This window comes from Corynebacterium sp. HMSC061H03, assembly GCF_001838215.1.
GTDB classification, from domain to species: domain Bacteria; phylum Actinomycetota; class Actinomycetes; order Mycobacteriales; family Mycobacteriaceae; genus Corynebacterium; species Corynebacterium jeikeium_D.
Genome location: NZ_KV836050.1, coordinates 1 through 24,884, shown reverse-complemented (window position 1 = coordinate 24,884; position 24,884 = coordinate 1). Strand labels below are relative to the sequence as shown.

Genomic DNA, 24,884 nt, shown 5'->3' with positions numbered 1-24,884 from the left:
GGTCAAACCACCTTTGGCCGTCGTAAAGCGTAAAGAAGAACGTTAAGCGTTGTAGATAGCGGTGTCGAAGCGCGCCAAACCGTGAATGCGACGCTTCAGCTTCTGCTGGAGCTGTTCGTAGCCCTCGGGCCACTGCGTCTCCTCGTCATCGCGGTGACGCTCCACAGTCACGACCGCGCCCGGCGCGAGGAAGCTACGCAGCGCCTCGAGCATCTCTGTAACGGCCTCCCCCACCAACTCATAGGGCGGATCCGCGATGACGCGGTCAAAAGGCTCGCCCGGCGCGCCCGCAAGGTACGACGACACTTTCATCGGAGACACGGCCACATCGGGATGCCCCACGGTGCGAATGTTCTTTTCAATAGCGGCAATGGCGTTCGGATCGTTTTCCACCAACACGACGGAACGCGCGCCGCGAGAAGCCGCTTCCAAACCGAGCGCACCCGAGCCAGCAAACAGGTCGAGAACGCGAGTTCCCTCTAGCCCAAAGCGTGTGGACCAGGAGGAAAAGATGGCTTCCTTCGCGCGGTCACTAGTTGGCCGAGTGGTCTCTCCCTTAGGCGCGACTAGCCTACGACCGCGTGCCTCACCTGCAATAATGCGGGTCATCTACTTCCCTTCGTGCGATGTATTCTCGTTGCCGTTGTGCTGTGCCGTGGCGCTGTGAGTTGCTGGAGTGATTCGTGCCAGCAGCTGACCACCTTCGACATCCACAAATTGATCTGCCGCCACCTCCGCGACCGTGCCCGGGCAGGGCGCTAAAACCGGCGCTTCTAGCTTGACGGCCTCCACGACCGCAATGACCTGACCGGTCGTCACCGAGTCTTTCTCGGCGACCTCCCAGCGGACTACTCCTGCAAAAGGTGCACAGACATCTACCATGCCCAACAGTCTACTTTGGTCTTACTAGGAGCGGTCCAAGTAGTTCGACTGCTCTTCATCGATATCGGAGATAAGCTCTCCCACAAGCCTTTCATCACTGTCGAGGAGAGCCGTGGCATCGTGTCGGGTACGCTCGATGATCTCGCCATCGGTGGTGAGGTCCACTAGGCCGAGGCCAGTCGCCAGTCCCGATTGGTCATCGCCGAGCAGATCGCCGAAACTACGCGTGGCCAGGTCCAACTCCGCCAGTTGAATGCCGTCGGTGGTGGCGGCAATGCGTTCCAGCCGGGTGCGCTCCGGTGTCTGCGAATGCGTGTGGGTACACAGGAAGCACAGTCCACCCCGGTCACCACGGCCGACACGACCGCGCAGCTGGTGGATCTGCGAGATGCCGTAGCTCTCGGCGCGGCGAATCATCATAATCGTGGCCTCTGGTACATCCACGCCGACTTCGATAACTGTGGTGGACACCAGCACATCCAGCTGTCCTGTGGCAAAGGCCTGCATCACGCAGTCTTTGTCCTCCGGTGCCATATTGCCGTGCAACTGACTGATACGTACACCGGGCAGTTTCTTCCTCGCTCGGTCGAACACCGCTTCCACGGACTCGTCGAGGAACTGTTCCTCATCGCGGCTAATACGGGGACAGACAATGAAGGCGCGGTTGCCCTTGGCCACTTCCTCCCCGATCCGCTCCCAGGTTCGTGCCTCCCAGCGGGGCTTTTCCAGCGTCGGTACGACAAAAGATTGGATCTCCTGACGTCCCCGTGGCAATTCCGTCAACTGCGAAACTGCGAGGTCGCCAAAAATGGTCATCGCTACCGTGCGCGGAATCGGGGTTGCCGACATCACCAACAGATGCGGTGTCATTCCACCCCGTCCCCTGCTTCGCAGCTGATCGCGCTGGCGCACACCAAAGCGGTGCTGCTCATCGACGACCACCAGACCGAGATCGAAGAACTCCACGCCCTCACTGAGCAGGGCATGCGTGCCGACGACAATGTCAGCCTCCCCGTTGACTGCCTCCAACAGGGTTGCCCGGCGCTCCTTCGTCGACATCGATCCCGTCAACAGTCGTACAGTCACTGCTACTCCGGCTTGCTCCAGCATCGCTATCAGCGATCGGTAGTGCTGTTGGGCCAGGACTTCCGTCGGCGCCAGCATCGCGCACTGCCTGCTGGCATCGACTGCTTGCAGCATTCCCAGCAGGGCCACCACGGTTTTACCCGAGCCGACTTCACCTGCCAGCAGGCGGTTCATCGGGTTAGACCCCGCTATATCCTGCGCGATATCGGCTGCGACCGCGACCTGACCGTCGGTAAGCGAAAACGGCAACCCCCGGCGTAGCTCGTCGCGAAGTCCCCCGGCGACTTCCATGCAGGCCGGAGCGGTGAGACTCGCTTGAGTACGCTTGCGTGCACCAACGGCGAGCTGGAGCTCAAGCGCTTCGTCGTACTTCAGTCGGGCAAGCGCGATGTCGGGGCCCGCGATGGAGGGAAAGTGTGCGCCACGCAGTGCGGAGTCGAAATCGGTAAGTCCCTCCGGCGTGGCGGGCAATGGGTCTGGCTGCAGCGGTAACCATTCGAGGATGCGCTGCATGTACAGCGCCAGGTGAATACCCGCTACTCCTTTGCGGCCACGGTAAATGGGCAGATAGGGGCGCGTGAGCAGCCGCTGCATCTCCGCAATCCCCTTGGCTGTCTTCGTCAGTGTGGCCAGCTTGCCAGTGGCTGCGCCTACCGAACCATCGGCTTTAAGCACCATGCAATCAACATTTTTCAGCTGTAGCTCATTGCGGAACTCGCTGAGCGTGCCAACAATGAGCAGACGCACACCGGGGTGCAGCATATTGCGCAGCCATTCGGCACCGAAAATCGCGGCCGGAAGAATGCGCACGCCGTCGCTGACATAGATTTTCAGTGGCTTGCGTCGGTCGGCGAAGGCGGGCGCTGGCGAAATGCTGTGCACCTCCACGACTGTGGTGATGGTGTCGCCAATGTCGGAAAATGACACATCTAAGCTCTTACCCTGCGCCACGTAGCGCTTCGGGAAATTCGTCAGTGCATCCGAGACGGTCTCCATACCAAAAGCCGTATGCAGCTTCTTTGCAATCTTTGGCCCCACCACGATATTCAGGGGCGTGCGCGCATATTCCGAGCCGAGCCATCCGAGCATCGTGCTACTCGATTCCTACCTGCACCAGCTCATCGATGCCGGTTGCATCGTAGGCTACGACCTCCACAGGCTTGTCCAGCCGCGCCCGCACTTGCGCTATGTCCACGCCCTCGGCTCCGCGCCCGAGCAGCAGAGTCACTAGTTCCCCGCCGCCAGCCAACAGGTCTGAGATGGTCTCTGTGAGCGCGTCAGTCAGGGGCTTATCGACGTCCGCAGCGACTACAGCCGTTCGCGTGCCATTGGCAGCCTCTCCCATCGCATACGCAGCAACCGTCAGTGGCAGCTCAGCCGAATGCACGGCCAAGGCAGCAAGGCCAGCCGGAATGGAGTCTGTGGACACTACCGCGAGCGTCGGATTAGCCGCGGCAGCAGCGAATTCGATATCCGCCAATTCCTGGTCGCTAACCAGCCCATTTGGCAGCAGGATTACCTCATCCGCACCCCGCATGGCAGTCAGCGCCTTGGTGACCACATTGTCAGCGAACTCCTGGTCGGCGATGGCTGCTCGATCTGTGGGAGTGGATGTGGGAGTCGGAGCGGGGGTCGGGCTGATAGCAATCGCTCCCGAGGAGGTGATGAGATCATTCAGCGGACCGTCCGGCACTACCGCAATGAGGATGCGAGTGGACTCAGGTGTTGTCTCCGGCTCATCGAGCACCTCGATACGGATGCGTTCCGGACGACCGAAGTCGAGTGCCGCCTCAATAACTGCGCCCGGTTCCACTGTGTGGATATGCACCATGTACTGCGTGGTCTCCGCATTACCAGCATCACCTGCGATGATGAGCGAATTGCCCAGCGGGTTCAACCGCTCTCGCAGCGCTTCCACCGCCTGGGTATCCGCCAAGGAAATCAGGTACATGACCTCCATCTCAACGGTGGCCACGTGTGGCGCGTCGACATGCAAATCGACCGGAGCGGCTGCGCGGCCGCTGACTTCGTCGGCAAGCGCGTCTAGCAGAATGACCAACCCCGCGCCGCCGGCGTCGACCACGCCCGCCTGCTGCAGTGCCGGGAGCTGGCTGGGGGTTTTCGCCAGCGCATCGCGAGCGGCATCCGCGATTGTGTCGGCGAGCTCCTCAATCGAGTCGCCCTCAAATTCCTCCGCGGCAATCGCGGCGTGCCGCAGGACTGTCAGGATCGTGCCCTCCACCGGATTGGCAATCGCCTGGGAGACATGTTGCACAGCTAGCTTTAGCGAGTGCTGTACCGACTCAACGCCAATGCCACTACCGGAGGCAGCCTCAGCAACCGCGCGAAAAACCTGCGAGAGCACAGTGCCCGAATTACCGCGGGCACCATGCACCGCACCAGCAGCTAGGGCCGCGGTAACTGCGCGAACATCGGAAGCGTCAGCCTTTTGCGCTTCCTCATACGCCGAACTCAACGTCGCGAGCATATTCGACCCGGTATCGGAATCCGGTACTGGGAAGACATTGAGACTGTTGATCTCATCGCGGCGGGATTGAAGCGCATCAATACCCCGGGCAACCCAGCCGACAATGGCGGCAGAACCAATCTGCAAAGACATGAATTCCTATTCTAGCGTCCAGTCGATAGGGGTAGCTCCCTGACGAATCAGCGACTCATTGGCCCGGCTGAACGGACGCGACCCGAAGAACCCACGGGATGCCGACAGCGGTGACGGGTGCGGCGAACAGATGCAGTCCACGCCGGGGAGCCAACGCTGCAAACTCTGCGCGTCGCGTCCCCACAGAATGGCCACGAGAGGCTGATCACGGGCGACCAATGCTTTGATGGCATGCTTCGTGATTGCCTCCCAGCCCTTACCGCGGTGCGAGGCAGCAGCACCCGGACGTACGGTCAACACACGGTTGAACAGAGCTACGCCCTGCCTACTCCACGGAGTGAGGTCACCGTTGGAGGGAGTCGGGAGCCCCAGGTCGGAGGAATACTCCTTAAAAATATTCGCCAACGACCGCGGTACCGGCTTCACATCCGGCTGGACCGAGAAGCTAAGCCCCATCGCATGCCCCGGGGTCGGGTACGGGTCCTGACCGATAATGAGCACCTTGACCTCATCGAATGGATAAGTAAAGGCGCGCAGCACATCGGTGCCCGCGGGCAGGTAACCGTAGCCGGCCGCGTTCTCCTCGCGCAGGAACTGCCCCATCCGGTGGATGTCATCGGCCACTGGCTCCAGCGCCTTCTGCCACCCTTCTTCGACCGGCAACGGATCCATGTCATGCAGCCTTTCTTCTCAAAACCTCTTCGAACTCTTAAAAGGAAACCCAACCGGCATCGCGGGCAGGAGGTTTGCCGTCGATAAGCACCGAATCGAACTTTTCCTTCGACACCGTGCCGATAGCGCGGAACCCCGTCGGAGGCTCCCCCGGCGTCGAACCGATCAGTGTGTGGTCCTCCCCGCCGGTGAGCACCCACTCCCACGGGTCGATGCCCAGGTATTCACCAGCGGCAATCTGCAACTCATCGGGCGCAATGGCACTGCTGTCAACTTCCAAAGTAACCCTGGAGGCCTGCGCAATAGCGCGGAGATCCACCACCAGTCCATCGGAATTGTCCGTCAGTGAACGCACACCTGTAGCTCGCGCCGTGGCACCCCTGCGGTATTCGAATTCGGGCGTACAGTGTGCTGCCACCAGCTGCGCAAACTCACTTGGAACCCTCGCCGGGCTTCCGCAGTGCTGAAGCAGCGCAAGGCCCGCAGCAGAGTAGCCGATGCGTCCCGACGCAATCACCGTATCCCCCGCGCGTGCCGCTGAGCGCAGCAGCGGCCGCCCAAGCCCACCGAGTTCGCCCATCGCACTGATGGAAATCACCAGAGAATCTCCGCTGACCATGTCACCACCGACGAGCTCCGCCGGACATTGCTTGCCTTCCTGCCACAACCCCTCGGCGATACCGGTGACCACACTCACCGGAGTATGCAACGGTGCTGAGATGGCGAAAAGCATGGCCGTTGGACGCGCACCCATCGATTCGATATCGGCGAAATTCTGTACTGCGGCCTTAGCTCCAACTTGCTGAGGTGTCGACCAGTCCAGGCGGAAATGGCGCCCTTCCACCAACATGTCGGTGGAAGTGACAAAACGGGCGTTGGGGGTTGTCTGCGTCAAGACGGCGGCATCGTCGCCATTGCGTGCCGACGGGGCGATAGCCCGGATGGCCTCAATGACCCCAAACTCGCCAATATCGCCAATGGTCAATTCAGTCACAGTGTCGAGTCACATTCCTAATAGTCGATGGTTAACCGTTAATAGCGGAACCCGTCTCGGTATTGCCCCCAACCAATTGGAGTTGGTACCGGACAACGTAGAATCAGGCCCATGGTAGACGCACCCCCATCGGGAGAAACAGTTCAGTCCAAGGGTAGCCGGACACGCGCGGGCATCGCACTCGCTATCGCCATTATCTCTATCCTCGGCATCATTTTTGCCGCAAAGATTTACCAGGATAATCAGGCGACAAAGCCAGTCGCGATTTCCAACCCGGAGCTCCCCGCTAATGACTCGCCCGAGTGTGCGGAACTGCTCGACCGACTGCCAGATCGCGCCGCAGGTCTGGTTCGCGCCGACATTGCAGAGCCAGCTCCAGAAGGTGCCGCTGTGTACCGAAACTTGGAACAAGACCGCATCACGCTGCGCTGTGGCGCGAACGTACCTAGCCAGTACAACGAACTGGCTAAGACCGAAGAGGTCAAGGGCATTTCGTGGCTGCGTGTTGTCGACAGTACCGACGAGTCTTTGGCGACTTGGTTCACCGTCGGGCGCGAACCGGTTGTTGCAATTACCGCCGAAGGAAATGCAGAGGCGGAGGATGCCCTGAGTGACCTCGCCGAGGCGCTGCGCCCGGACTCCGAGTACAAGAACAAGCCGGAGCGCGGCGGCGTCCCACTGGTAGAACTGGCAGCTCCGGAAGCTGATAAGCGCTGCAGCGGCTTGGAGGCTGCCCTCCCCCGCGAGCTTGGCAACCGTCACCTTCTGAGCGCAGAGGAAATGCCGGCTGACATGCCGAAGGACATGGTCATTTGGGGCGGCACCCCAGCCGATCCGGTGGTGCTGCGCTGTGGTGTCGACGAGCCGGCTGGCTATAGCACCACCACGCAGCAGCTGACGCAGGTTGGCGACATTGTCTGGTTCAACGAACCAACGCTCTCCTCCGGTACCTCCGCCACCTGGTACGCCATGGGCCGGGAGCGCTTCGTCGCCGTTGAAATGCCGATGTCGGAGGCCAGCTCACTGATGCCGGTGCTCTCCTCGGTCATCGCGGACAACCTGGAGAACATCTCGCCGAGCGAAGAAAAGTAAGAACCAACTTCTATCGACGAGCTACCAGCGCCCGCTCAATCAGGGCGCTGAGCAGCTCCTCGTAGGCAACACCGGAAGCCGCAAACATCTGCGGGTACATCGAAATCGGGGTAAAGCCCGGCATGGTGTTGACCTCATTGATAATCGGGCCATTATCCGTGACAAAGAAGTCCACGCGAGTCAGCCCATCAGAGCCCAGTGCCCTGAACGCCCGACGAGCATCCTTGTCCAGTGCCTTCAAAACATCCTCCGGCAGCTCAGCCGGGATCTGCGCCGAGACGACATCATCCAAGTACTTGGTCTCAAAACCGTAGAAGCCCTCGTCGGAGTCCTCCGTGCCACGCAGCAGGGACGGGACAGAGACCTGCAGGCTGCCGTCAGCGCGCTGCAGCACGCCAATCTCCACCTCGGCGCCGTCTACACCGGCCTCTACAATGACCTTCCAGTCGTGCTCTCGGGCCAGCTCTACCGCCGCATCCAGATTCGCCCAATCATCGACGCGGGAGATACCAATCGACGATCCACCACGGGCAGGTTTAACGAACACCGGCAGGCCAAGGGTCTCCTTGTCCTCGTCGGAAAGCGACTCGCCGACATGCAAAACAACCTGCTTGCCGATAGGAAGCCCCGCTGCCTGCAGCAGATTCTTCGTGCGTTCCTTATCCATACCCGCAGCGGAAGCGAGCACGCCCGGGCCGACATAAGCAATGCCGGAAAGCTCAAAGAGCCCCTGAATCGTGCCGTCCTCGCCGTGCGGACCGTGGAGTACCGGGAAGATGACGTCGACGGTGTCGAAAACCTCGCCGGCGCGATCACCGGTGACGAAGCGGAATTCACCGCGGCGTGACGGCGACGTGCTCAGCGCAACTTCCTCTCCCGGGATGACCTCCGGCATCGTACGCCCCTGTGTGCGCAGCGTATCCGTCTCACGCGTCCCGACGGTCCAGACACCATCCTTGGTAATACCAATGGGAACCACTCGGAAGCGGTCCTCATCCAGGTGATCCATAATTGCGCCGGCCGAGACACAGGAGACGCTGTGCTCAGGGCTTGCGCCACCGTAGATGACGGCGACGGAAATGCGATCTGCAGACGAGCTATTCGACGAAGTCATGGTGACTTAGTTTAGCCCCGACCTCGTTGAAGTGGTTACTCCGACTTGCGGCTTCGCCCCATCAGCTTGCGAATTGTCTCATCGACCTTCGCGCCTTCGTGGCAGACGGCGTAAACGGCCTCAGTAATTGGCATTTCCACGCCATTGCGACGAGCGAGGTCACGGACCGAGATTGAAGAAATCACACCTTCAGCAACCTGACCGCGCGTGGCGTGCTGCGCCTGCTCCATCGTGTCACCGCGACCGAGACGGTCACCGAAGGTGCGGTTACGCGACAGCGGCGAGGAACAAGTGGCCACCAAGTCACCGAGGCCCGCCAATCCCGCGAAAGTCTTATCTTCTGCACCAACCGCGTCGCCCAGACGCGTGATTTCCGCCAAGCCACGGGTGATAATGGTTGCCAGCGTGTTCTCGCCCAACCCCTGGCCGGAGGCCATACCGCAGGCCAACGCAATGACATTCTTGCAGGCACCGCCGATTTCGCAGCCGATCACATCGGTGTTGGTGTACGGGCGGAAGTAATTAGTGGCAACTGCCGCCTGAATCATCTTGGCATTGTTCTCATCGGCGCAAGCAATCACCGTTGCCGCTGGCTGCTCCATCGCAACTTCGCGGGCGAGGTTCGGGCCGGACAGCACCGCAATACGCTCTGCTGGCAGGTCTGTGACCTCCGCAATGACCTCACTCATGCGCAGATGTGTCTCGCGCTCCACACCCTTGGCCAGGCTGAGCAGAATCGTCTCCGGCCCGATGAAGTCCTTCCAGACCTTGAGGTTGTCACGCAGAGTCTGCGAGGGCACGCCCAGCACCACCACATCCGCGCCCTTCAGCGCGGCCTCTGCATCCGAGGTGGCTTCGATGTTGCGCGGCAGCCCCAGACCAGGCAGGTAGTCGTGGTTTTCGCGGCTGATCTGAATACGCTGTGCCTGCTCCGCACGTCGCGACCACAGCCGTACAGGATTGCCCGCATCAGCAAAAACCTTGGCGAGCGTCGTGCCCCACGAGCCCGCACCCATCACTGAAACCTGCACCATCGCCGCGACCTTCCTCCGTTAGTCTCTAATCTCCAACAAGTCTAGCGAGACGTTCTCACACTGCGATACTAAACTAGGTCGGCGACAAAGGATTGAAAGGGAATTCACGATGATGCACGAAGAGGACAAGGACCTCAAGGGCGATACCTCCGTGACCGGTCGCCTGCGCCAGATTCCAACGAAGCCAGGTCAGGATGTCACCAAGCCGACCTTCGCGGCCGGCGCGGTTCTATGGCGCGGCGATGTCCACAACCCTGAAATCTGCGTGATTCACCGTCCCTCCTACGACGACTGGTCGCTGCCGAAAGGCAAGCTCGACGCCGGCGAGAACCTCATTGCCACCGCCGTCCGCGAAATCTGGGAAGAGACCGGCTACCGCGTCTGTCTGGGCAAGCTCGTCGGCAACGTCTCTTACCCTGTCGCCGGACGCACGAAGCTGGTCTGGTACTGGACCGCTGAGGTTCTAGACGGCGAATTCGAACAGAACTCCGAGGTCAACGAGCTTCGTTGGGTCTCCTGGGACGAAGCCGAGGAGCTACTGTCCTACGATCTCGACCGTGACGTGCTGGTCAAGGCCCGCAAGCGCATGAACAAGGAACCGGACACCCGTCTCATTCTGGTTCGCCATGGGCGTGCGCACCGTCGCACCAACTGGAACGGCAATGATGCACTGCGGCCACTGGATAAGAAGGGACGTCGTCAAGCGGAACTGCTCGTCTCTGCCCTGGAGGGCTTCCGCCCCGAGCGCGTCTACTCCGCCGAGCCCGTGCGTTGCCAGGACACCGTCGCGCCACTCGCCGCAGAGCTGGGCATGCAGGTCACAGTCGACGAACGGCTTGGCGACGAGCACTGGATTGCCAACCAGGTTGAGTCCAAGAAGGCATTCGAAGACATTGTCGCGCTAGGCGGAGTCAGCGTCATCTGCTCTCAGGGCATCACCATCCCAGACCTGCTTGCCGCCTGGTCCGCTGAGGGCACCCTGCCCTTCGACGAGGAAATCCTGTGCAAGAAGGGCTCTGCCTGGGTGCTGGGCTTCAACGACGGTGTGATGACCACGGCTGATTACTACGCCTCGGCGCTGCCGGTGAAGTAGCCCCTACAACCTCGGATCCATCGGCTCTGACTCCAGCGCCAACACGCCGAAGACAGGGACGTGGATTCGATGCAGAGGCTCGCCCGCCGCTAGACGTTCCAGCGACTCAATGCCGAGGGCATACTCGCGCAGCGCCGATGACTGCTTGTGCTGCAGATTTCGCCGCTTCAACCGTTCTTGACGCTGCGGGTGCAGGTAGTCATGCCCATAAATCATGCGCAGATACTCCCGCCCCCGCACCTTCATACCGGGCTGCACCTGGCGATCCACTGCCGCGTTTTCCATTGGCTTGACGACGGCCCCCTCCCCGCCCGACTCTGTCAGTTGCAACCACCACTGCGATGCGGCCTCCACCTGTTCCGGGTCACTGGGGTCGAGGACGAAGCAGCGCGTCTGCCGGTAGATCTCACTGTCAGCTGCTACCAGCTGGTTCGCGATATCCAAGTGCCATGAGTGCGGCTTGTAGTGCCAGGTGGCATCCTCACTTGCCAGCACTTGGAAGGGTGCGAACTGAATCTTGTTGTCGCTGTCGACATAGCGGTTGTAAGCAGCGCGGAACTTCTCGAGTTCGTCCAGAGTCTGTTCTGGAGCGGGACCGCCGACCTCTACTCCCCTGTCGGTTGCCGCCTGCAGAGCGACCGCGAGCTGCCTCCCTGCACCGATACCCGCGGCAGCGGTGGGTGCATAGATGTCGTCGATAAGCCCTTGCGCCTTGAGATTCCAAGGCAATACTTCGCCGTCGAGCAGGACCCAGTCGCCGAATTGGTCGAAAAGCCCGGCGCGCTCTGCGGCCTTGGTCATTTCGTCGAGTGCTGGATTCTTACCGTCGAAGAAGGCACGCCCCGTCCGGGTATATGCGTAGGTGCTAACACCGAAACGGGTCTTTGCTCCAGGCCGAATCAGGCAGAGCACAGCTCGGGAACCCATGTGCTTTTCCTGACAAATGACCTGGTCAGTGTGTTCAGCGTAGTAGCGGAATGCCTCCTCCGGGTGTTCCAGGAAGCCTTCCCGCTGTGAGGTCGGCGCCGGTGACATGGTCGGTGGCAGGTAAGGAATTCTCTCGGGCGCGAGCGTGAAACGGCTGATGGTTTCCAGCGCTGCAGCCGCGCGGTCACTATCAATGCGGATGCGTCCATGGCGCCCAGTCTGGATACCATCGACGTCTAACACGTCAGTGATACGCAGCTCGGACTCCGGTCGGTTGGTGGTCTTGCGGGATGGGGCCTCCCACCACGTCTGCTTTGCATCGACCTGCACGTTCTCTAGTTCGGGATAGCGCAGTGCAGAGAGCTTACCGCCGAATACGCAACCGGTGTCGATGCACATGGTGTTATTGACCCAGCGCAGACGGTCCGCTTCCATGTGGCCATAGACAACACGGGCGGCACCGCGGTAGTCCGCCGCCCAATCCAGACGTTCTGGCAGGCCATTTTCATCGAGCTTGCCAGTAGTCGCACCGTAGAGCGCGAACTCGCGGACTTTTCCAGAGGCCCTGCCATGGAGGTGCTCAGGCAGTCCCGCGTGGGCTACGACCAGGGCGCCGTCATCCAGCACATAGTGCACCGGCAAGTGGTCGATGAAGTCGCGGACGTCTCTCCGGAATTCCTCACTTTCGTCGGCGAGCTGAGTGAGCGTTTCGGCCAGCCCGTGGCCCGTGGTGACGTTGTGGCCGTCGAGGGCGCGCACCAACTTAGAGTCGTGGTTTCCGGGCACGCAGAGAGCATTGCCGTCCGAGACCATCCCCATGACCAGCTTCAAGACGGCTGGGCTATTGGGGCCGCGGTCAACGAGGTCACCAACGAAAATGGCCTTGCGGCCATCTGGGTGATGAGCATTGCTGCCATCCGCCGAGAGCTCGTAGCCGAGCTTCTCCAGCAGTGCGGTCAGCTCGTCGAAGCAACCGTGGACATCGCCGATGATGTCGAAAGGGCCGTGGAGATCGCTGCGATCGACCTTCAGCGGCACACGTTCAATGGTGACGTTGTCGATTTCCTCCGCGGAATTCAAGATGAGAACGTTGTGAATCTTCTCGCGCTTCAGGTGCTTGAGCCCTCGGCGCAGGTCACGGTGCTGGCGCTCCAACACCTCCACTCCGAAGTTGCGGTCAGTGCGCTGCCTGTGCCGCTCCTTCACCTCCGCCAACGGAAGATTCAAAACGATAGCAGCACTGAGCGCATGGTGTCTGCGCGCCAGCTTCACGAGCCGGGCGCGGTCCTGCGGTTTCACATTCGTCGCATCGACCACGGTGAGCAAGCCTGCTTCCAGGCGCTTGCCGACGATCGTCTCCAGCAGCTCAAAAGCAGGCGCCGTCGCCGCCTGGTTATTCGGATCGTTGGAAACAATGCCGCGACAAGTATCCGAGGATACGACTTCAAACGGGTCGAAGTGCCGTGCCGCAAACGTCGACTTTCCAGCGCCAGAGACACCGACCAGCATGACCAAGCTGAGGTTAGGAAGTGAGATGGTACTCATAATTAGCTCTCCTCTGCTGCGGTGAAGTCGTAGGAAAAGACCGTCATTTGTGTTGGTTGGCCGTAAGTTTCGTGCACGTCCCCAATACCGTCGAAGTCCACCAGATAACCGAACTTCTCGGCCACGCCCCTGGCCCACTGACGAAATTCCGCGCGACTGAACTCGAAACGGTGATCCAGGTGTCGGAACTGTCCAGGCTCTAGGTTTGGATAGCAAGCGTTGTAGTCACTATTTGGGGTGGTGACGATGACATACTGCGGGCGTGCGAGCCCAAAGACGTTGTTCTCCAACGCGGGCAGCCGGTCGGCATCAATGTGCTCGATGACCTCCATCAGGATTGCCACGTCCATGTTCGCAATGCGCTCATCGGCATAGGTGACCGAGGATTGGAAAAGCTCAACCCGCGCGGCTTGGCGCTCCGGCATGCGATCTAGGTTCAGCGCCTTGTGCGCCTTACGAAGCTCCCCCACAGAAACATCGGTACCAACGATCTGCGCGATTCGCGGATTCTCCAGCATCGGCCCCAGTAGCACGCCGGAACCGCAGCCGATGTCGACTACACTGCGCGGGCGCAGGCTAAGTACTTCACGCAGTACTCGCTCTTGGCGCTGTCGATTAAGTGGCTTGGCTGGCTGGTCACCGCGGGGCAGTTCGATTGCACCGGCTTCCCCGGCTTCCCCAGCAAGCTTCACGACGGCCTCGTTGACCAGGCCTTTTTGATCCGCAAGGTAGCGCCCCAGGATTCTCTCCCGCTGTGGGTGCTCCGGTAGCCAGTCCCGCGCACGCGCGGCGAGCTTGTCGATTTCCCGGTCATCGACCCAATAGTGTTTCCCACCGTCGAGGACGGGCAGCAGAATATACAGGTGATTGAGCAAATCGCGGACGGTTGCCCTACCCGAAAGCGTTATCGTCGGTGAGAACTTCTGGCCGGCAATATTGTTCGAAAAATCGCAGGCGACGTTCCACCCCAGCGGTTCGAACAGAGCCCGGATTTCTTCCTCGGTGCCGGGTACCGCGGCGACTGTCGCGGTGAGGTCGCTCGGGGTTTCGTCGTAAGGCGAGGGCTTTTCCATGACCATCGCCGTGGAGAAGACGGACTTCAGCGCCACTGTCATAAGCGATGACGCGGCCCATTGCCGGTCATTGATGTAGCCGGTCAGATTGAACGTATCAGCGCGGTACTGCTTGAGTTTCAGCAGCTCATCGCGGTCAATATCAACCCAAAGGGCTGCCGTGCATTCGGCATCGGTAGCCGTGGGGAAAAAGACTCTGGCAACACCGAACTTTAACTCGGACTCATGCACGCGATCGGGATGCTTTCGCAAAATAAATCCCAAATCGCGTGCCGATTCAGCAGGCGAAGATTCACCGAGCCGAGAGTGTTTAGTGATTGCCAGATACATACGGCAAGTCTAACGCCTACCGCGGATTGGACTAGAGCATTTTTTGACCTACAGCGTCTTCGGCTTGTGGGCCGGACGACTCTTCTCGTAGGCCACAATGTCCGCTTCGTTGCGCAGGGTCAGGGAGACGTCGTCAAGCCCTTCCATCAGACGCCAGCGGGTGTAGTCGTCGACCTCGAACGGGAAGACCTGCTCACCGGCCTCGACGGTGCGGGTCTCCAGGTTGACGGTGAGCTCCATGCCAGGGTTAGCCTCCAGCAGCTTCCACAGCAGCTCGACATCGGACTGCTGCATCTGTGCGGCGAGCAGCCCCGCCTTGCCGGCATTGCCACGGAAGATATCGGCGAAGCGGGAGGAGATGACGACGCGGAAACCGTAGTCCATCAGGGCCCACACGGCGTGCTCGCGGGAAGAACCGGTACCGAAGTCCGGCCCTGCTACGAGGACGGAGCCCTTTGCGTATTCCGGGCGGTTGAGCACGAAGTCGGATTCGTTATTGCGCCAGTTGCTGAACAGGCCATCCTCGAATCCGGTGCGGGTGACGCGCTTTAGGTAGACGGCCGGGATGATCTGGTCAGTGTCGACGTTGGATCGCTGCAGGGGAACGCCGACGCCGGTGTGAGTATCAAACTTTTCCATGGTGAAAGATCCTTAGAAGTTCTGCTTGGGTCTGTCGTACAAAGATCGGCAGTGAGAGTCAGTTAGAGATCAGCCGGTGCTGCGAAGTGACCGGCGACGGCGGTAGCTGCGGCGACGGCAGGGCTAACCAGGTGGGTACGACCACCCTTGCCCTGACGGCCCTCGAAGTTGCGGTTGGAGGTCGAAGCGCAACGCTGGCCCGGGGTCAGCTGATCCGGGTTCATGCCCAGGCACATGGAGCAGCCCGGCATGCGCCATTCAGCGCCTGCCTCTTCGAAGATCTTGCCCAGCCCCTCTTCTTCAGCCTGTGCGCGGACCTTTGCGGAGCCCGGCACGATGAGCATCTGGACGCCGTCGGCAACCTTGCGGTCCTTCAGCACGTCGGCGACGGCGCGCATGTCCTCGATGCGGCCGTTGGTGCAGGAACCGACGAAGACAACGTCGACCTTAACGTCGCGCATCGGGGTGCCCGGCTTCAGATCCATGTACTCCAGTGCACGTTCGGCGGCGATGCGGTCGGAGTCCTCAGCGATGAACTCCGGGTCCGGCACGGTCTCACCCAGCGGCACGCCCTGGCCCGGGTTGGTACCCCAGGTAACGAATGGGGTCAGCGCGGAACCGTCGATTTCGACGACCTTGTCGAACTTCGCGTCCTCGTCAGTAACCAGGGACTTCCAGTATGCGACAGCCTCGTCCCACTGCTCGCCCTGCGGCGCGTGCGGGCGCCCCTTCAGGTATTCGAAGGTGGTCTCGTCCGGAGCAATCATGCCGGCGCGGGCACCGGCTTCGATGGACATGTTGCAGATGGTCATGCGAGCTTCCATCGACAGCTTCTCGATGGCCTCGCCGCGGTACTCAATAACGTGGCCCTGACCACCGCCGGTGCCAATCTTGGCGATAATCGCCAGAATCAAATCCTTGGCGGTAACACCATCCTGCAGTTCGCCGGTGACGTTGACCGCCATGGTCTTGAAAGGCTTCAGCGGCAGGGTCTGGGTAGCCAGAACGTGCTCAACCTCGGAGGTACCGATACCGAAGGCCATAGCACCGAAAGCCCCGTGGGTGGCGGTATGCGAGTCACCACAGACGACGGTGGTGCCCGGCTGAGTCAGGCCCAGCTGTGGGCCGACGACGTGCACGATACCCTGCTCGCGGTCGCCCATCGGATGCAGGCGGATACCGAACTCCTCAGCGTTCTTGCGCAGTGTGGCAATCTGGGTACGAGAGGTCGGTTCCTCAATCAGATTGATTTTGCCGCCGGCGACAGTAGTCGGAACGTTGTGGTCCTCGGTTGCGATGGTCAAATCCGGGCGGCGTACCTTGCGCCCTGCCAGACGGAGGCCATCAAAAGCCTGCGGCGAGGTAACCTCGTGGACGAGGTGCAGATCGATATAAATCAGATCTGGTTCGCCGTTGTCGCCTTGCTTGACTACGTGGTCACGCCAGACTTTCTCGGCCAGAGTCTTCGGGCTGGTGTCCGTGGTGCGCATAGTGGGTGAGCCGCCTTCCGGATATATCTCTTTTATCTCAAGGAATGAGATGTTAATATCATGGCATGGGACAGATTAGCACATCCGAGACGCCAGCTCTAAGTGGCATTAAGGTTCTCGACCGTTCGGTACTCATTCTCAAGTCTGTTGCAGAAACTCCACGCACCCTCGCCGAGCTCTGTGACGACACCGGCCTGCCCCGCGCCACCGCCCATCGGCTGGCCACGGCGTTGGAAGTACACCGCCTTGTCACCCGCACTCCGGACGGCCGCTGGACGACGGGCCCCGGCCTCACCGAGATCACGCCTGTCACCACCGACCTGCTTGCCGACGCCGCAGCGCACATCCTTCCGAAGCTAGTAGAGGTAACCGGCGAGTCAGTGCAGCTCTACCGTCTCACCGGCGACACCCGCACCTGCATTGCCTCCATGGAGCCCGCCACCGGCCTGCGTAACACCGTGCCAGTTGGCTCTCGTATGCCGCTGACCGCGGGTTCCGCCGCACGTGTTCTGCTGGCTTTTGGCCCGGCCAATCTCGCTGAGCGCATGCTGCCCGACGCCGACTTCAACCAACAGGATCTCGACGACTGCCGACGTCTCGGCTGGTCTGAGTCCATGGGCGAGCGCGACCCCGCACTCGCCTCTGTTTCCGCCCCGGTTTTCGACGGAAACCAGCGCATGATTGCAGTCCTATCCGTCTCCGGCCCCGTGGAGCGCATGACTCCGTCGCCCTATGAATGCTGGGGCGCAAAGGTTCTCGCCGCCGCTGAGGAGATGAGCTCCCGACTGTAATGCCCGCTTACCGTCACCTTGTCCTACTTCTGTCCATGTTCGCGGCGGTCGGTTCGTCCGTCGTTCACATGGGTGTGCCTTTTCTCATCCCATCCCTGCAGGAAAACGGTTTAAGCCTCTCCGCCGCCGGTCTCGTCGCAGCAATGCCGGCGGCCGGTATTGTTTTCACACTCATCGCCTGGGGCTGGTTTGTCGACCGCTACGGCGAACGCGCAGCTCTGTTCGCAGGCTTGACTTCTACCGCCTTGACGACGGGGCTTGCGGCGCTGGCTTCGTCGTCAAGCCCGGCCCTGCTCGGGGCTGCGCTCTTCCTCGCTGGATGTGCGGCGGCGAGCGTGAATTCTGCATCCGGCCGCGTGGTGTCGGGCTGGTATCCGCCGCATCAACGCGGTACTGCGATGGGCATTCGCCAAATGGCTCAGCCCCTTGGCGCTGCACTATCAGCGGTAACCCTGCACCCTCTCGCGCAGAACTACAGCATCGGAGTCGCACTCGCGATGCCCGCAATTCTGTGTGCTGTGCTGGCGTTGCTTGTGCTGGTTGGAGTGAAGAATCCCCCTCGCCCTGATGCCTCGAACCCCACCGTCACGGCCAGCCCTTACCGCGACGGCAAATACCTTGTGCGCATCCATATCGCCTCGGCGCTACTGTCCTGGCCGCAGTCGATGATGGGCGCCTACATTCTGGTGTGGCTGTTGTCCGTGGGTTATGCCGATAGCACGGCGGGCACGGTTGTGATGGTCGCACAGCTGCTCGGTGCCGGATCGCGAGCATTGATGGGCGTGATCTCCGACCGCGTTCGGTCCCGCATCCGCCCCTACCGCTGGGTCTCGGGTGCGACTTTTATCCTGGCTGTCGCAATGATGATTGCCAGCTGGGCTGATTGGCGCACACTTGGCACTGTGCTGGTCTGCGCACTGGCCGTTGCCGTGGTCAGCCCGAATGGTCTTGCCTTCACCGCAGTTGCTGAATACGCAGGCCCCTTCTGGTCCGGACGCGCTATGGGTACGCAGAACACGTTCCAGAACATTATCTACGCTGCAACGCCTCCGGTTTCGGGTGCGATTGTGGCCGCTGCGGGCTTCCCCGCACTGTTTGCCGTCACGGCTCTGTTCCCCGCCGCCGCGCTGGGTATTGCGCCACGAGAAGACCAGAACCGCAACGGGAGGGTGCGGGTCGAGCTTGACTAGCTAGCTCCGCACCCACCAAACAAATCGAGCCACGCACGCGCACCAGTGCACAGCCAGCAAACACAGCAGCCCAGCGCTGATCACGTATAGCCACTGCACGCCGGTAGTGTCACCCAGACTGTGCGTACCAAGACTCAGAGTGCCCACGGGGAAGGTTGCACCCCACCAACCAGGGCTGTATCCGGCCCAACTGATTACGGCGCGGGTGAATCGTCGTAAAGCAATGGCAGCGAGGAAGACACCGACGATGAGCACAGCGGTGCCGTAAGCGACAGCGAAGGTTCGGTTGAAAAGCAGCTGCACAGCGGCCGTGGACTGACCGACCAGCCCGAGCGGAATCCAGGCAGTACCGGCGATGGAATCGGGGATGCGCATGGTGCCAGAGAACAGCGCGACGTAGCAGCGTACGAAAATCGGCAGAACGGTAATCAACGCCATCCAAAAGAGTATTTGTGCGCAGACGTGATAGAACGTGCCGTAGTCAACGCTCAGCTGCGCGCCACTTGTCGCCGCCACCATCGGGGCGACTAGCGCGAGGCCCCACTGAAAAGTTGGTTCGCCTTCGAATCCTCGCAGTTGGCGAAGGCTGACGTAGATTGCCAGCGGCGCACCGATCCACCAGGACGCCAGCTGCCACGATGAGTTACTAGCTAGCGCAGTCGCAGCACTACCGAGAGCCATGATGCCCATCGAGAGCATGCCCCACGGCGCCATCAGCTTCGAGTGGAAAGGCGGGTTTCGAAGGCGCAGCCAGCCGACCACCATAAAGCCGAGAATGCCCACCGCCATGACTAGAAGAAGCTCCGGAATCACCGGCACGTCATGGATGTGCGCAAGCGTGGCGAAGATGGACGTACCCATCAGAGATCCTGCCCACGCGGGCCCGGCGGGCGCCAGCACATCACGGCGAGAAGAGTTGGTCATGCTCATACCGTATTTGTTCTTGTCACAGCTACAGCTATCACCAAACTCTGTGAGGGGTACCATAAATGCATGTACCCCTCCGCTGCGGCCGAACTCGAAGCACTTCTCACCGCCGCCCGTGCAGGCTCAATCTCCAAGGCCGCGCGTGAGCTAGGCATCAATCAGCAGACCATGTCCGCACGCATCGCACGGGCGGAAAGAGCGCTGGGAATCACAGTCTTCGAACGCTCTCCTTACGGCGTCTCCCCTACAGAAAAAGGGCAAGTGCTTATCGACGCTCTCCCAGACCTCCTCGCCGCCTGCCACAAGTTTTCGGGCATTGCCGCCAGCTTGCGTTCCGACAATGTTCCCCGCCACCTCACCCTTGCGGTGTCCAACACTGTCGCTGAGCTCTACTACCCCGGCTGGGCCGCAGAGTTCCACCGGCAACATCCCGCAGTCAAACTTTCGATGGTGCAGGCAAACTCCCGTGAGGTGCGGCAACTAGTAGCCGACAGTGCGGTGGACTTCGGCCTGGTAGAGGGCGAGGCTGGTCGGCACGACCTCGAAGAACGAATCATCGGCACCGACGAACTGGTCCTCGCCGTGCCGACTGGGCATTTGTGGGCTGAGCGGGCCGAGATATCCGCCGAGGAACTGCGCGCGACGCCACTCGTTATTCGCGAACCGGGTTCCGGCAGCCGACAGGTGGTGGAAGATGCACTGGGCACTCTCACCGAACCCGCCGGAGAATTTGGCTCCCTTTCGGCACAGCGCGCTGGCATGATTGCGCTGGCAGCGCCAACAATCATCGCCCGCGGCGCAATTCGCGATCAGGTAACGCTCGGGCGCATCGTCATCGTCCCCACCGATACCGTTTTTACTCGCAACCTCAGCGTGGTTATGCGTCGTGGCAGTGAAGCTAGTGGAGACATTTCGGAATTTATCCGCATTGCTAGTCCTATACTTAGCAAGCATGAGCAATCCCAATGATGACCTCTTTTCCTCCGACCGCTACGATGCCGGTATCCAAATCCGCCGCGAGGTAATGGGCGACGAATTCGTCGATGCCGCCCTCTCTCGCAACGCCGGCTCCGACGGAGAGACCCTGCAGAAGCACATCACCGCCACAGTCTGGGGTTCTGTCTGGAGCCGCGAAGGACTGGCCAAGCGTGATCGATCCCTGCTCAACATTGGAATGCTCGTGGCCCTGCGAGCCACCGAGGAACTGCGCGGCCACATCAAGGGCGCTCTCGCCAACGGTCTGACCCGCACCGAAATCACCGAAGCCATTGTCCACGCTTCCGGTTACTGCGGCGCACCAGCTGCACTGTCCGCAATGAAGGTCGCGCAGGAAGTGCTCGTTGCCGAGCTCGGCCCGCTTGACGACGACGATCAGTAGGCAGCCCACGGGCTCTCAGGCCCTGGCCTCCGCGTTAGTACATCAGTGATGCGGCGCAGCAGCCACGACAATGGCAGGGCGATGGCAGTGGTGACAATTGCCACTGCCAACATCGAGCCCTGGAAGGTCTGATAACCCATCAAGCTCATTACCCAGTCCATGACCAACACGTGGACGAGGAAGAACTCGTAGGAGACCTCCCCCAACCAAATCATTGCTGGATGACGAAGCCACCTTACCTCCGTACCAAGCGCAATCGGAGCCACGAATGCGCCGGCAGACAGACCATACAGCGTGGTCTTCCACAACGCCTGGTCGACATCATCCGGCACCAAGGTTGCTGGCCCCACATGCGTAGTAGTGGATAGAACGAACAGCACCAGAGCTATCGGCCAGCTGGCGGCCAGATTAACGCGCCATCCGACCTTTCGACCGTAGGCCAGCAGCATACCGATGGCGAACCAGTCGAAATACGCCATCGGCCACAGCCGTGCCACCACCGGCAGCAGGTTTTCCTGGTGCGATAGCACAGTCCAGACCGGCCCAATGAGGCCAAAACCAATAATGATGGCCAACGTTGGACCAGGCCGTAGCCGCCCCTTTGTGATCGTCCAGATGCCAAGCCCCACCAGCGGCAATACCAAGTAGAAGCCGACTTCCACCACCATCGACCACATCTGCGGCAAGCCCGGGTGAATCCAGCCGAATTGGAGCGTCTGGGTAAACGACATCGTGCGCAACCAGCCCTGTAGCCCTCCACCAGATGGTGGTGGGTCGTCTGCGGTGTGAATGAGAAAGGCCACAGTGACCACAATCCAGTAGGCCGGCAGGACTCTCTTCGCACGGCTGGTGAAATACTTCCGCAAGTCCGGTCGGTTCGCGGGGACGTCGTCAGGCGAACCGAGCCAGCGCCCTGTGAGCAGAACCGCACTGAGCACGAAGAAAATGGTGACACCGATTTCGAAACGACCGTTGAGGCGACCCCACCAATCGTCGGTGTAATTTCCAGTCCAAAACGCAGCATGCGTGAGCAGGACGCCGAATGCGCCGATTGCGCGGATGCTGGTCAGCTCCGGAACGTAGGTGGACTTGGCCGAATTCATGCCAATACTTTAGGAGCGCAAAGTACTTCCCCGTGTTATTTCGGCAAAAGTGGAATCTACATAATTTCTTCTACATGTTTTCGACGGTGCTCAAGATGTACTGAGCAGATTCACGCAGTCGCTCCAGCTCCCAACTGTTTAGCTGTGGCGGCATACGACGAATGATTCCACCTCGGCCGATCACCGCTGGCATCGACAGCGAGACATCCGTCAACCCGTATTCACCATCCAAGCGTGTACACACCGGGTGGACGCTGTTTTGATCCAGCATCACCGCGCGGGCAATTTCCAAAGCGGAGCGTGCAACACCAGCATTAGTCCAGCCCTTGGCATTGAGAACATCGTAAGCTGCCCCGACTACGGCATCTTGAATTTCTTGCGGTGAAGGCAACTGCGTGCCATGCCATTTTTCCAGTTCTGTCCACCTCACACCTTGCACGTTCAGTGTGGACAAAATCGGTACGGCAGTAAGCCCATGCTCACCCATCATGTAGCCAGTCACTGACTTTGGGTCAATTCCCAGCTGCTTGGCAACTACCCACCGCAGTCGGGCCGAATCTAGCATCGTGCCGGTGCCAAAGAGCTTTTCCGCGGGGTAATCGAACTCGGTATGTGCCAAGTGCACCACCGCATCGAGCGGATTAGTAATAAAGAGGACAATCGCATCGTGCGTATGCTTCACGATTCCCGGCATGACATCGCGAACCACTTCCCCGCTGAGCTTGGCTAATCCGGCACGGTCCGGACGGGAATCCGGGTCGTCCGGATCAGGGAGAATGGACGCACCAGCAGCGACGATAATCATATCCGCGTCGGTGCAATCGCTGTAGTCGCCAGCATGCACATTGACATAGTCCGTGCCGGGAACACCAGTGGACTGGGATTGGTCCAGAGCCTCGCCATGCGCGACGCCTGGTGCCGTGTCAATCGTGGCAATCTCAGCGAACAGCCCGGATTCCATGGCATATGTCAGGACATACGAACCGACGTGACCGAGACCAATACAAACGAGTTTTGAATGTTTCATAGTTTCGATACTAGGACTGTGGAAATCCAGTGCCGCGGTGGAGGGGTGAGCAGCAAGACAAAAGCCTCCACTCGATTACGAGTGAAGGCTCTTGTCTATATATCTTTGTACCCCGTACGGGATTTGAACCCGTGTTACCGCCGTGAGAGGGCGGCGTCCTAGGCCGCTAGACGAACGGGGCTTAGAACTTTCATCCGCGCGCTGCGGACTTGTTAAACAATACACTAGACGTGGATAATAACTGCAAATCGCCCGGTCAAGGCGCTAAATTCCAAGTGCTTCCACATTTTTTGCCAGTACGTTTTTAAGCTCTGCTTCATCCATTCTTCGCAGCGCCGCAACTTCGGCGACAGTGTCCCGCAAGGCCGCGACGACCTCGGCAGAGACCGCCTCCGCCGCATCACCGCTTCCGGGCTCGCGCGGAAGGTCAGTTTCCAGCAAAAGCCTATCGACGGGCACCTGCGACACATAGGCTCGTCCGCGTTTGATCCGTAGCATGAGCGGATTGACGGAGATGTAGCCACCGGCTCGGATAAGCCTGGTCAGCTCATCGCTGGTGCCACCGAAACGGTGAAAGATGGGCACGAGATTCTGACCGAGCCCTACCCCTTTGTCGGAGCCCAAGCGTGGTTCCAGCAGATCAAGCACTCTATCGGCGCTGCGGACTGTGTGAATGGACAGAATATGCGGCTGGCTCGAGGCTCGGACAGCATCGAGAATGCTTGTGAAGACGTGGATTTGGGTCTCGGCGGGAACGTCGTCAAGCCTGCGGGGCGCAAAGTCTAAGCCAATCTCACCGACGAAACGGGTGCGTGGAAGGGCCTTGCGAAATATCTCAAGCTCGCGCTCGTAGTTGCCGTCGATATACCACGGGTGATAGCCGACTGCGGCCATGGGGAGATTTTCGCGCTCTATCTCGACAAATCCGGAGGGGCGGACTGTCTGCGCGATGATCTCCACGCCTTCCTGCGCAATGCCGGCTTTGAAGCACTCGCGCGAAGCCGGTGGCAGGAAATCGTAGTGAAAGTGGGTATCGATGAGCCGCATCATTTTTCCGTTGGTGGCTGGTTTTCGTCGGCCGGACCGCCGATGCGCGGGGCCAGCGGGGTTTCCTCGAACCCGAGCAAACGGCGAATGACCTTTCCGGCCAGCATCTGCCCCATGATTGGCGGTATGTAGCTCATAGTACCGAGGGTTTCCGCTTTGGTGCCGCTGCCTTTATCTGTAATTCGCACTGGTTCTTCAGAGGAGTACAGCACCTCAAGACCGCGAATGCGTCGGCGGATACACACCTGACGGACGACCTTCGCCAGCGGACAGACCTTAGTCTTATTGATTTTCGAGAAAGTCAGCCGAGCTGGGTCGAGCTTATTTCCGCCACCCATAGCGGAAATGAGGTGGATGCGATTTTCCGCGCACCACTGCGCGATCTCAATCTTGCCGGTGACATCGTCGATAGCGTCGATGATGTAATCCGGACGCGGGAACTGCTCGAAGGCCTCCGCCAGGTTTTCGCGTGTAAGAAAAATCTGACGGGCATAGGTCGTACAATCCGGGTTGATATCGGCAACCATCGCCTCCATAACCTCGGCTTTGACCCGGCCAATCGTGGAGACAAAAGCCAGCGCCTGACGGTTGAGATTGCTCGGCTCCACGACATCACCGTCGATCAAGATGAGGTTGCCCACGCCGCCTCGGGCAAGAGCTTCGGCACAACTAGACCCCACGCCTCCGAGTCCGACAACCATGACGGTAGATTCAGCCAACGTTTCTAGCCCCTCCTCCCCTAGGAGAAGCTTTAGTCGTGCGAAACGTTCACTGGTCATAGTCGCCCCTGGTCATAGTCGGGTTAAGTAAAGAAAAGTGTGTCCGCATGC

23 protein-coding genes and 1 tRNA gene are annotated in these 24,884 nt (G+C 60.3%); 6 read left to right on the top strand and 18 right to left on the bottom strand.

The features are described 5' to 3' along the window. Positions 1-42 precede the first annotated feature (42 nt). From rsmD to HMPREF2787_RS01575, 6 genes are read right to left on the bottom strand one after another with little or no spacing between them, the layout of a single operon-like run. Entirely contained in the window at positions 43-609 is a 567-nt protein-coding gene (gene rsmD, locus HMPREF2787_RS01600) for a 16S rRNA (guanine(966)-N(2))-methyltransferase RsmD (protein ID WP_070858196.1), read from the bottom strand. Then, entirely contained in the window at positions 610-882 is a 273-nt protein-coding gene (locus tag HMPREF2787_RS01595) for an acyl-CoA carboxylase biotin carboxyl carrier protein subunit (RefSeq protein WP_049171558.1), read from the bottom strand. 24 nt (positions 883-906) lie between these two features. Next, a complete protein-coding gene (locus HMPREF2787_RS01590; protein ID WP_070858195.1) occupies positions 907-3,057 on the bottom strand; it encodes an ATP-dependent DNA helicase RecG in 2,151 nt (716 codons plus the stop codon). Positions 3,058-3,061: 4 nt separating this feature from the next. After that, positions 3,062-4,588, bottom strand: a complete 1,527-nt coding sequence (locus tag HMPREF2787_RS01585; protein WP_070858194.1) for a DAK2 domain-containing protein — start codon at positions 4,586-4,588, stop codon at positions 3,062-3,064. 6 nt (positions 4,589-4,594) lie between these two features. After that, positions 4,595-5,260: a uracil-DNA glycosylase gene (locus HMPREF2787_RS01580; RefSeq protein ID WP_070858193.1), complete on the bottom strand. Its 666-nt coding sequence runs from the start codon at positions 5,258-5,260 to the stop codon at positions 4,595-4,597. A 37-nt stretch (positions 5,261-5,297) separates the two neighbouring features. Next, positions 5,298-6,254, bottom strand: a complete 957-nt coding sequence (locus HMPREF2787_RS01575; RefSeq protein ID WP_070643959.1) for a thiamine-phosphate kinase — start codon at positions 6,252-6,254, stop codon at positions 5,298-5,300. Positions 6,255-6,365: 111 nt separating this feature from the next. Here HMPREF2787_RS01575 and HMPREF2787_RS01570 point away from each other — a divergent pair, with 111 nt between their 5' ends. Beyond that, a complete protein-coding gene (locus tag HMPREF2787_RS01570; protein ID WP_070858192.1) occupies positions 6,366-7,346 on the top strand; it encodes a DUF3515 domain-containing protein in 981 nt (326 codons plus the stop codon). 10 nt (positions 7,347-7,356) lie between these two features. On the opposite strand, the gene HMPREF2787_RS01565 is transcribed toward HMPREF2787_RS01570, so the two are convergent. Together HMPREF2787_RS01565 and HMPREF2787_RS01560 are read right to left on the bottom strand one after the other, a co-directional pair. Beyond that, entirely contained in the window at positions 7,357-8,460 is a 1,104-nt protein-coding gene (locus HMPREF2787_RS01565) for a D-alanine--D-alanine ligase family protein (RefSeq protein ID WP_069358787.1), read from the bottom strand. A gap of 35 nt (positions 8,461-8,495) precedes the next feature. Beyond that, a complete protein-coding gene (locus tag HMPREF2787_RS01560) occupies positions 8,496-9,494 on the bottom strand; it encodes an NAD(P)H-dependent glycerol-3-phosphate dehydrogenase (protein WP_038628610.1) in 999 nt (332 codons plus the stop codon). 112 nt (positions 9,495-9,606) lie between these two features. Between HMPREF2787_RS01560 and HMPREF2787_RS01555 the strand changes: the two genes are divergently transcribed. Continuing rightward, positions 9,607-10,587, top strand: coding sequence for an NUDIX hydrolase (locus tag HMPREF2787_RS01555; RefSeq protein ID WP_210401185.1), 981 nt, complete (start codon positions 9,607-9,609; stop codon positions 10,585-10,587). 3 nt (positions 10,588-10,590) lie between these two features. On the opposite strand, the gene HMPREF2787_RS01550 is transcribed toward HMPREF2787_RS01555, so the two are convergent. From HMPREF2787_RS01550 to leuC, 4 genes are all read right to left on the bottom strand, one after another. After that, complete coding sequence (locus HMPREF2787_RS01550) at positions 10,591-13,059, bottom strand: polynucleotide kinase-phosphatase (RefSeq protein WP_070858190.1); 2,469 nt, start codon at positions 13,057-13,059, stop codon at positions 10,591-10,593. A gap of 2 nt (positions 13,060-13,061) precedes the next feature. Beyond that, entirely contained in the window at positions 13,062-14,462 is a 1,401-nt protein-coding gene (locus HMPREF2787_RS01545) for a 3' terminal RNA ribose 2'-O-methyltransferase Hen1 (RefSeq protein ID WP_070858189.1), read from the bottom strand. A 48-nt stretch (positions 14,463-14,510) separates the two neighbouring features. Further along, positions 14,511-15,101: a 3-isopropylmalate dehydratase small subunit gene (gene leuD / locus HMPREF2787_RS01540; protein WP_069358792.1), complete on the bottom strand. Its 591-nt coding sequence runs from the start codon at positions 15,099-15,101 to the stop codon at positions 14,511-14,513. Positions 15,102-15,163: 62 nt separating this feature from the next. After that, positions 15,164-16,591: a 3-isopropylmalate dehydratase large subunit gene (leuC, locus tag HMPREF2787_RS01535; protein WP_069358793.1), complete on the bottom strand. Its 1,428-nt coding sequence runs from the start codon at positions 16,589-16,591 to the stop codon at positions 15,164-15,166. Between the two features lie 65 nt (positions 16,592-16,656). Between leuC and HMPREF2787_RS01530 the strand changes: the two genes are divergently transcribed. After that, positions 16,657-17,382, top strand: coding sequence for an IclR family transcriptional regulator (locus tag HMPREF2787_RS01530; protein WP_070858188.1), 726 nt, complete (start codon positions 16,657-16,659; stop codon positions 17,380-17,382). After that, on the top strand, positions 17,382-18,572 hold the full coding sequence (locus tag HMPREF2787_RS01525) for an MFS transporter (protein WP_070858187.1): 1,191 nt from the start codon (positions 17,382-17,384) through the stop codon (positions 18,570-18,572). Before HMPREF2787_RS01530 ends, HMPREF2787_RS01525 begins: the two co-directional genes overlap by 1 nt. On the opposite strand, the gene HMPREF2787_RS01520 is transcribed toward HMPREF2787_RS01525, so the two are convergent. Further along, positions 18,573-19,496 (bottom strand): TDT family transporter, encoded by a 924-nt coding sequence (locus HMPREF2787_RS01520; RefSeq protein ID WP_246824141.1) that lies wholly within the window; start codon positions 19,494-19,496, stop codon positions 18,573-18,575. Positions 19,497-19,565: 69 nt separating this feature from the next. Between HMPREF2787_RS01520 and HMPREF2787_RS01515 the strand changes: the two genes are divergently transcribed. Together HMPREF2787_RS01515 and HMPREF2787_RS01510 are read left to right on the top strand one after the other, a co-directional pair. Then, positions 19,566-20,468, top strand: a complete 903-nt coding sequence (locus HMPREF2787_RS01515; RefSeq protein WP_070858185.1) for a LysR family transcriptional regulator — start codon at positions 19,566-19,568, stop codon at positions 20,466-20,468. Further along, the gene (locus HMPREF2787_RS01510; RefSeq protein WP_016422516.1) at positions 20,452-20,877 is read left to right on the top strand and encodes a carboxymuconolactone decarboxylase family protein; all 426 of its coding nucleotides are present in this window, start codon (positions 20,452-20,454) and stop codon (positions 20,875-20,877) included. The genes HMPREF2787_RS01515 and HMPREF2787_RS01510 overlap by 17 nt, the downstream gene beginning before the upstream one ends. Here HMPREF2787_RS01510 and HMPREF2787_RS01505 read toward each other — a convergent pair. The 5 genes from HMPREF2787_RS01505 to HMPREF2787_RS01485 all read right to left on the bottom strand — a co-directional run bounded on the left by HMPREF2787_RS01505 (position 20,871) and on the right by HMPREF2787_RS01485 (position 24,833). After that, a complete protein-coding gene (locus HMPREF2787_RS01505) occupies positions 20,871-21,980 on the bottom strand; it encodes an acyltransferase family protein (RefSeq protein WP_070858184.1) in 1,110 nt (369 codons plus the stop codon). The two genes, HMPREF2787_RS01510 and HMPREF2787_RS01505, sit on opposite strands and share 7 nt — an antisense overlap. A 70-nt stretch (positions 21,981-22,050) precedes the next feature. Further along, positions 22,051-23,007: a lactate/malate family dehydrogenase gene (locus HMPREF2787_RS01500; protein ID WP_069358800.1), complete on the bottom strand. Its 957-nt coding sequence runs from the start codon at positions 23,005-23,007 to the stop codon at positions 22,051-22,053. A 108-nt stretch (positions 23,008-23,115) separates the two neighbouring features. Continuing rightward, positions 23,116-23,188, bottom strand: a tRNA-Glu gene (locus HMPREF2787_RS01495). An 83-nt stretch (positions 23,189-23,271) separates the two neighbouring features. After that, entirely contained in the window at positions 23,272-24,057 is a 786-nt protein-coding gene (locus HMPREF2787_RS01490) for a TatD family hydrolase (RefSeq protein WP_246824140.1), read from the bottom strand. Further along, positions 24,054-24,833, bottom strand: coding sequence for a tRNA threonylcarbamoyladenosine dehydratase (locus HMPREF2787_RS01485; RefSeq protein WP_070603775.1), 780 nt, complete (start codon positions 24,831-24,833; stop codon positions 24,054-24,056). Before HMPREF2787_RS01485 ends, HMPREF2787_RS01490 begins: the two co-directional genes overlap by 4 nt. Between the last annotated feature and the right edge of the window lie 51 nt (positions 24,834-24,884).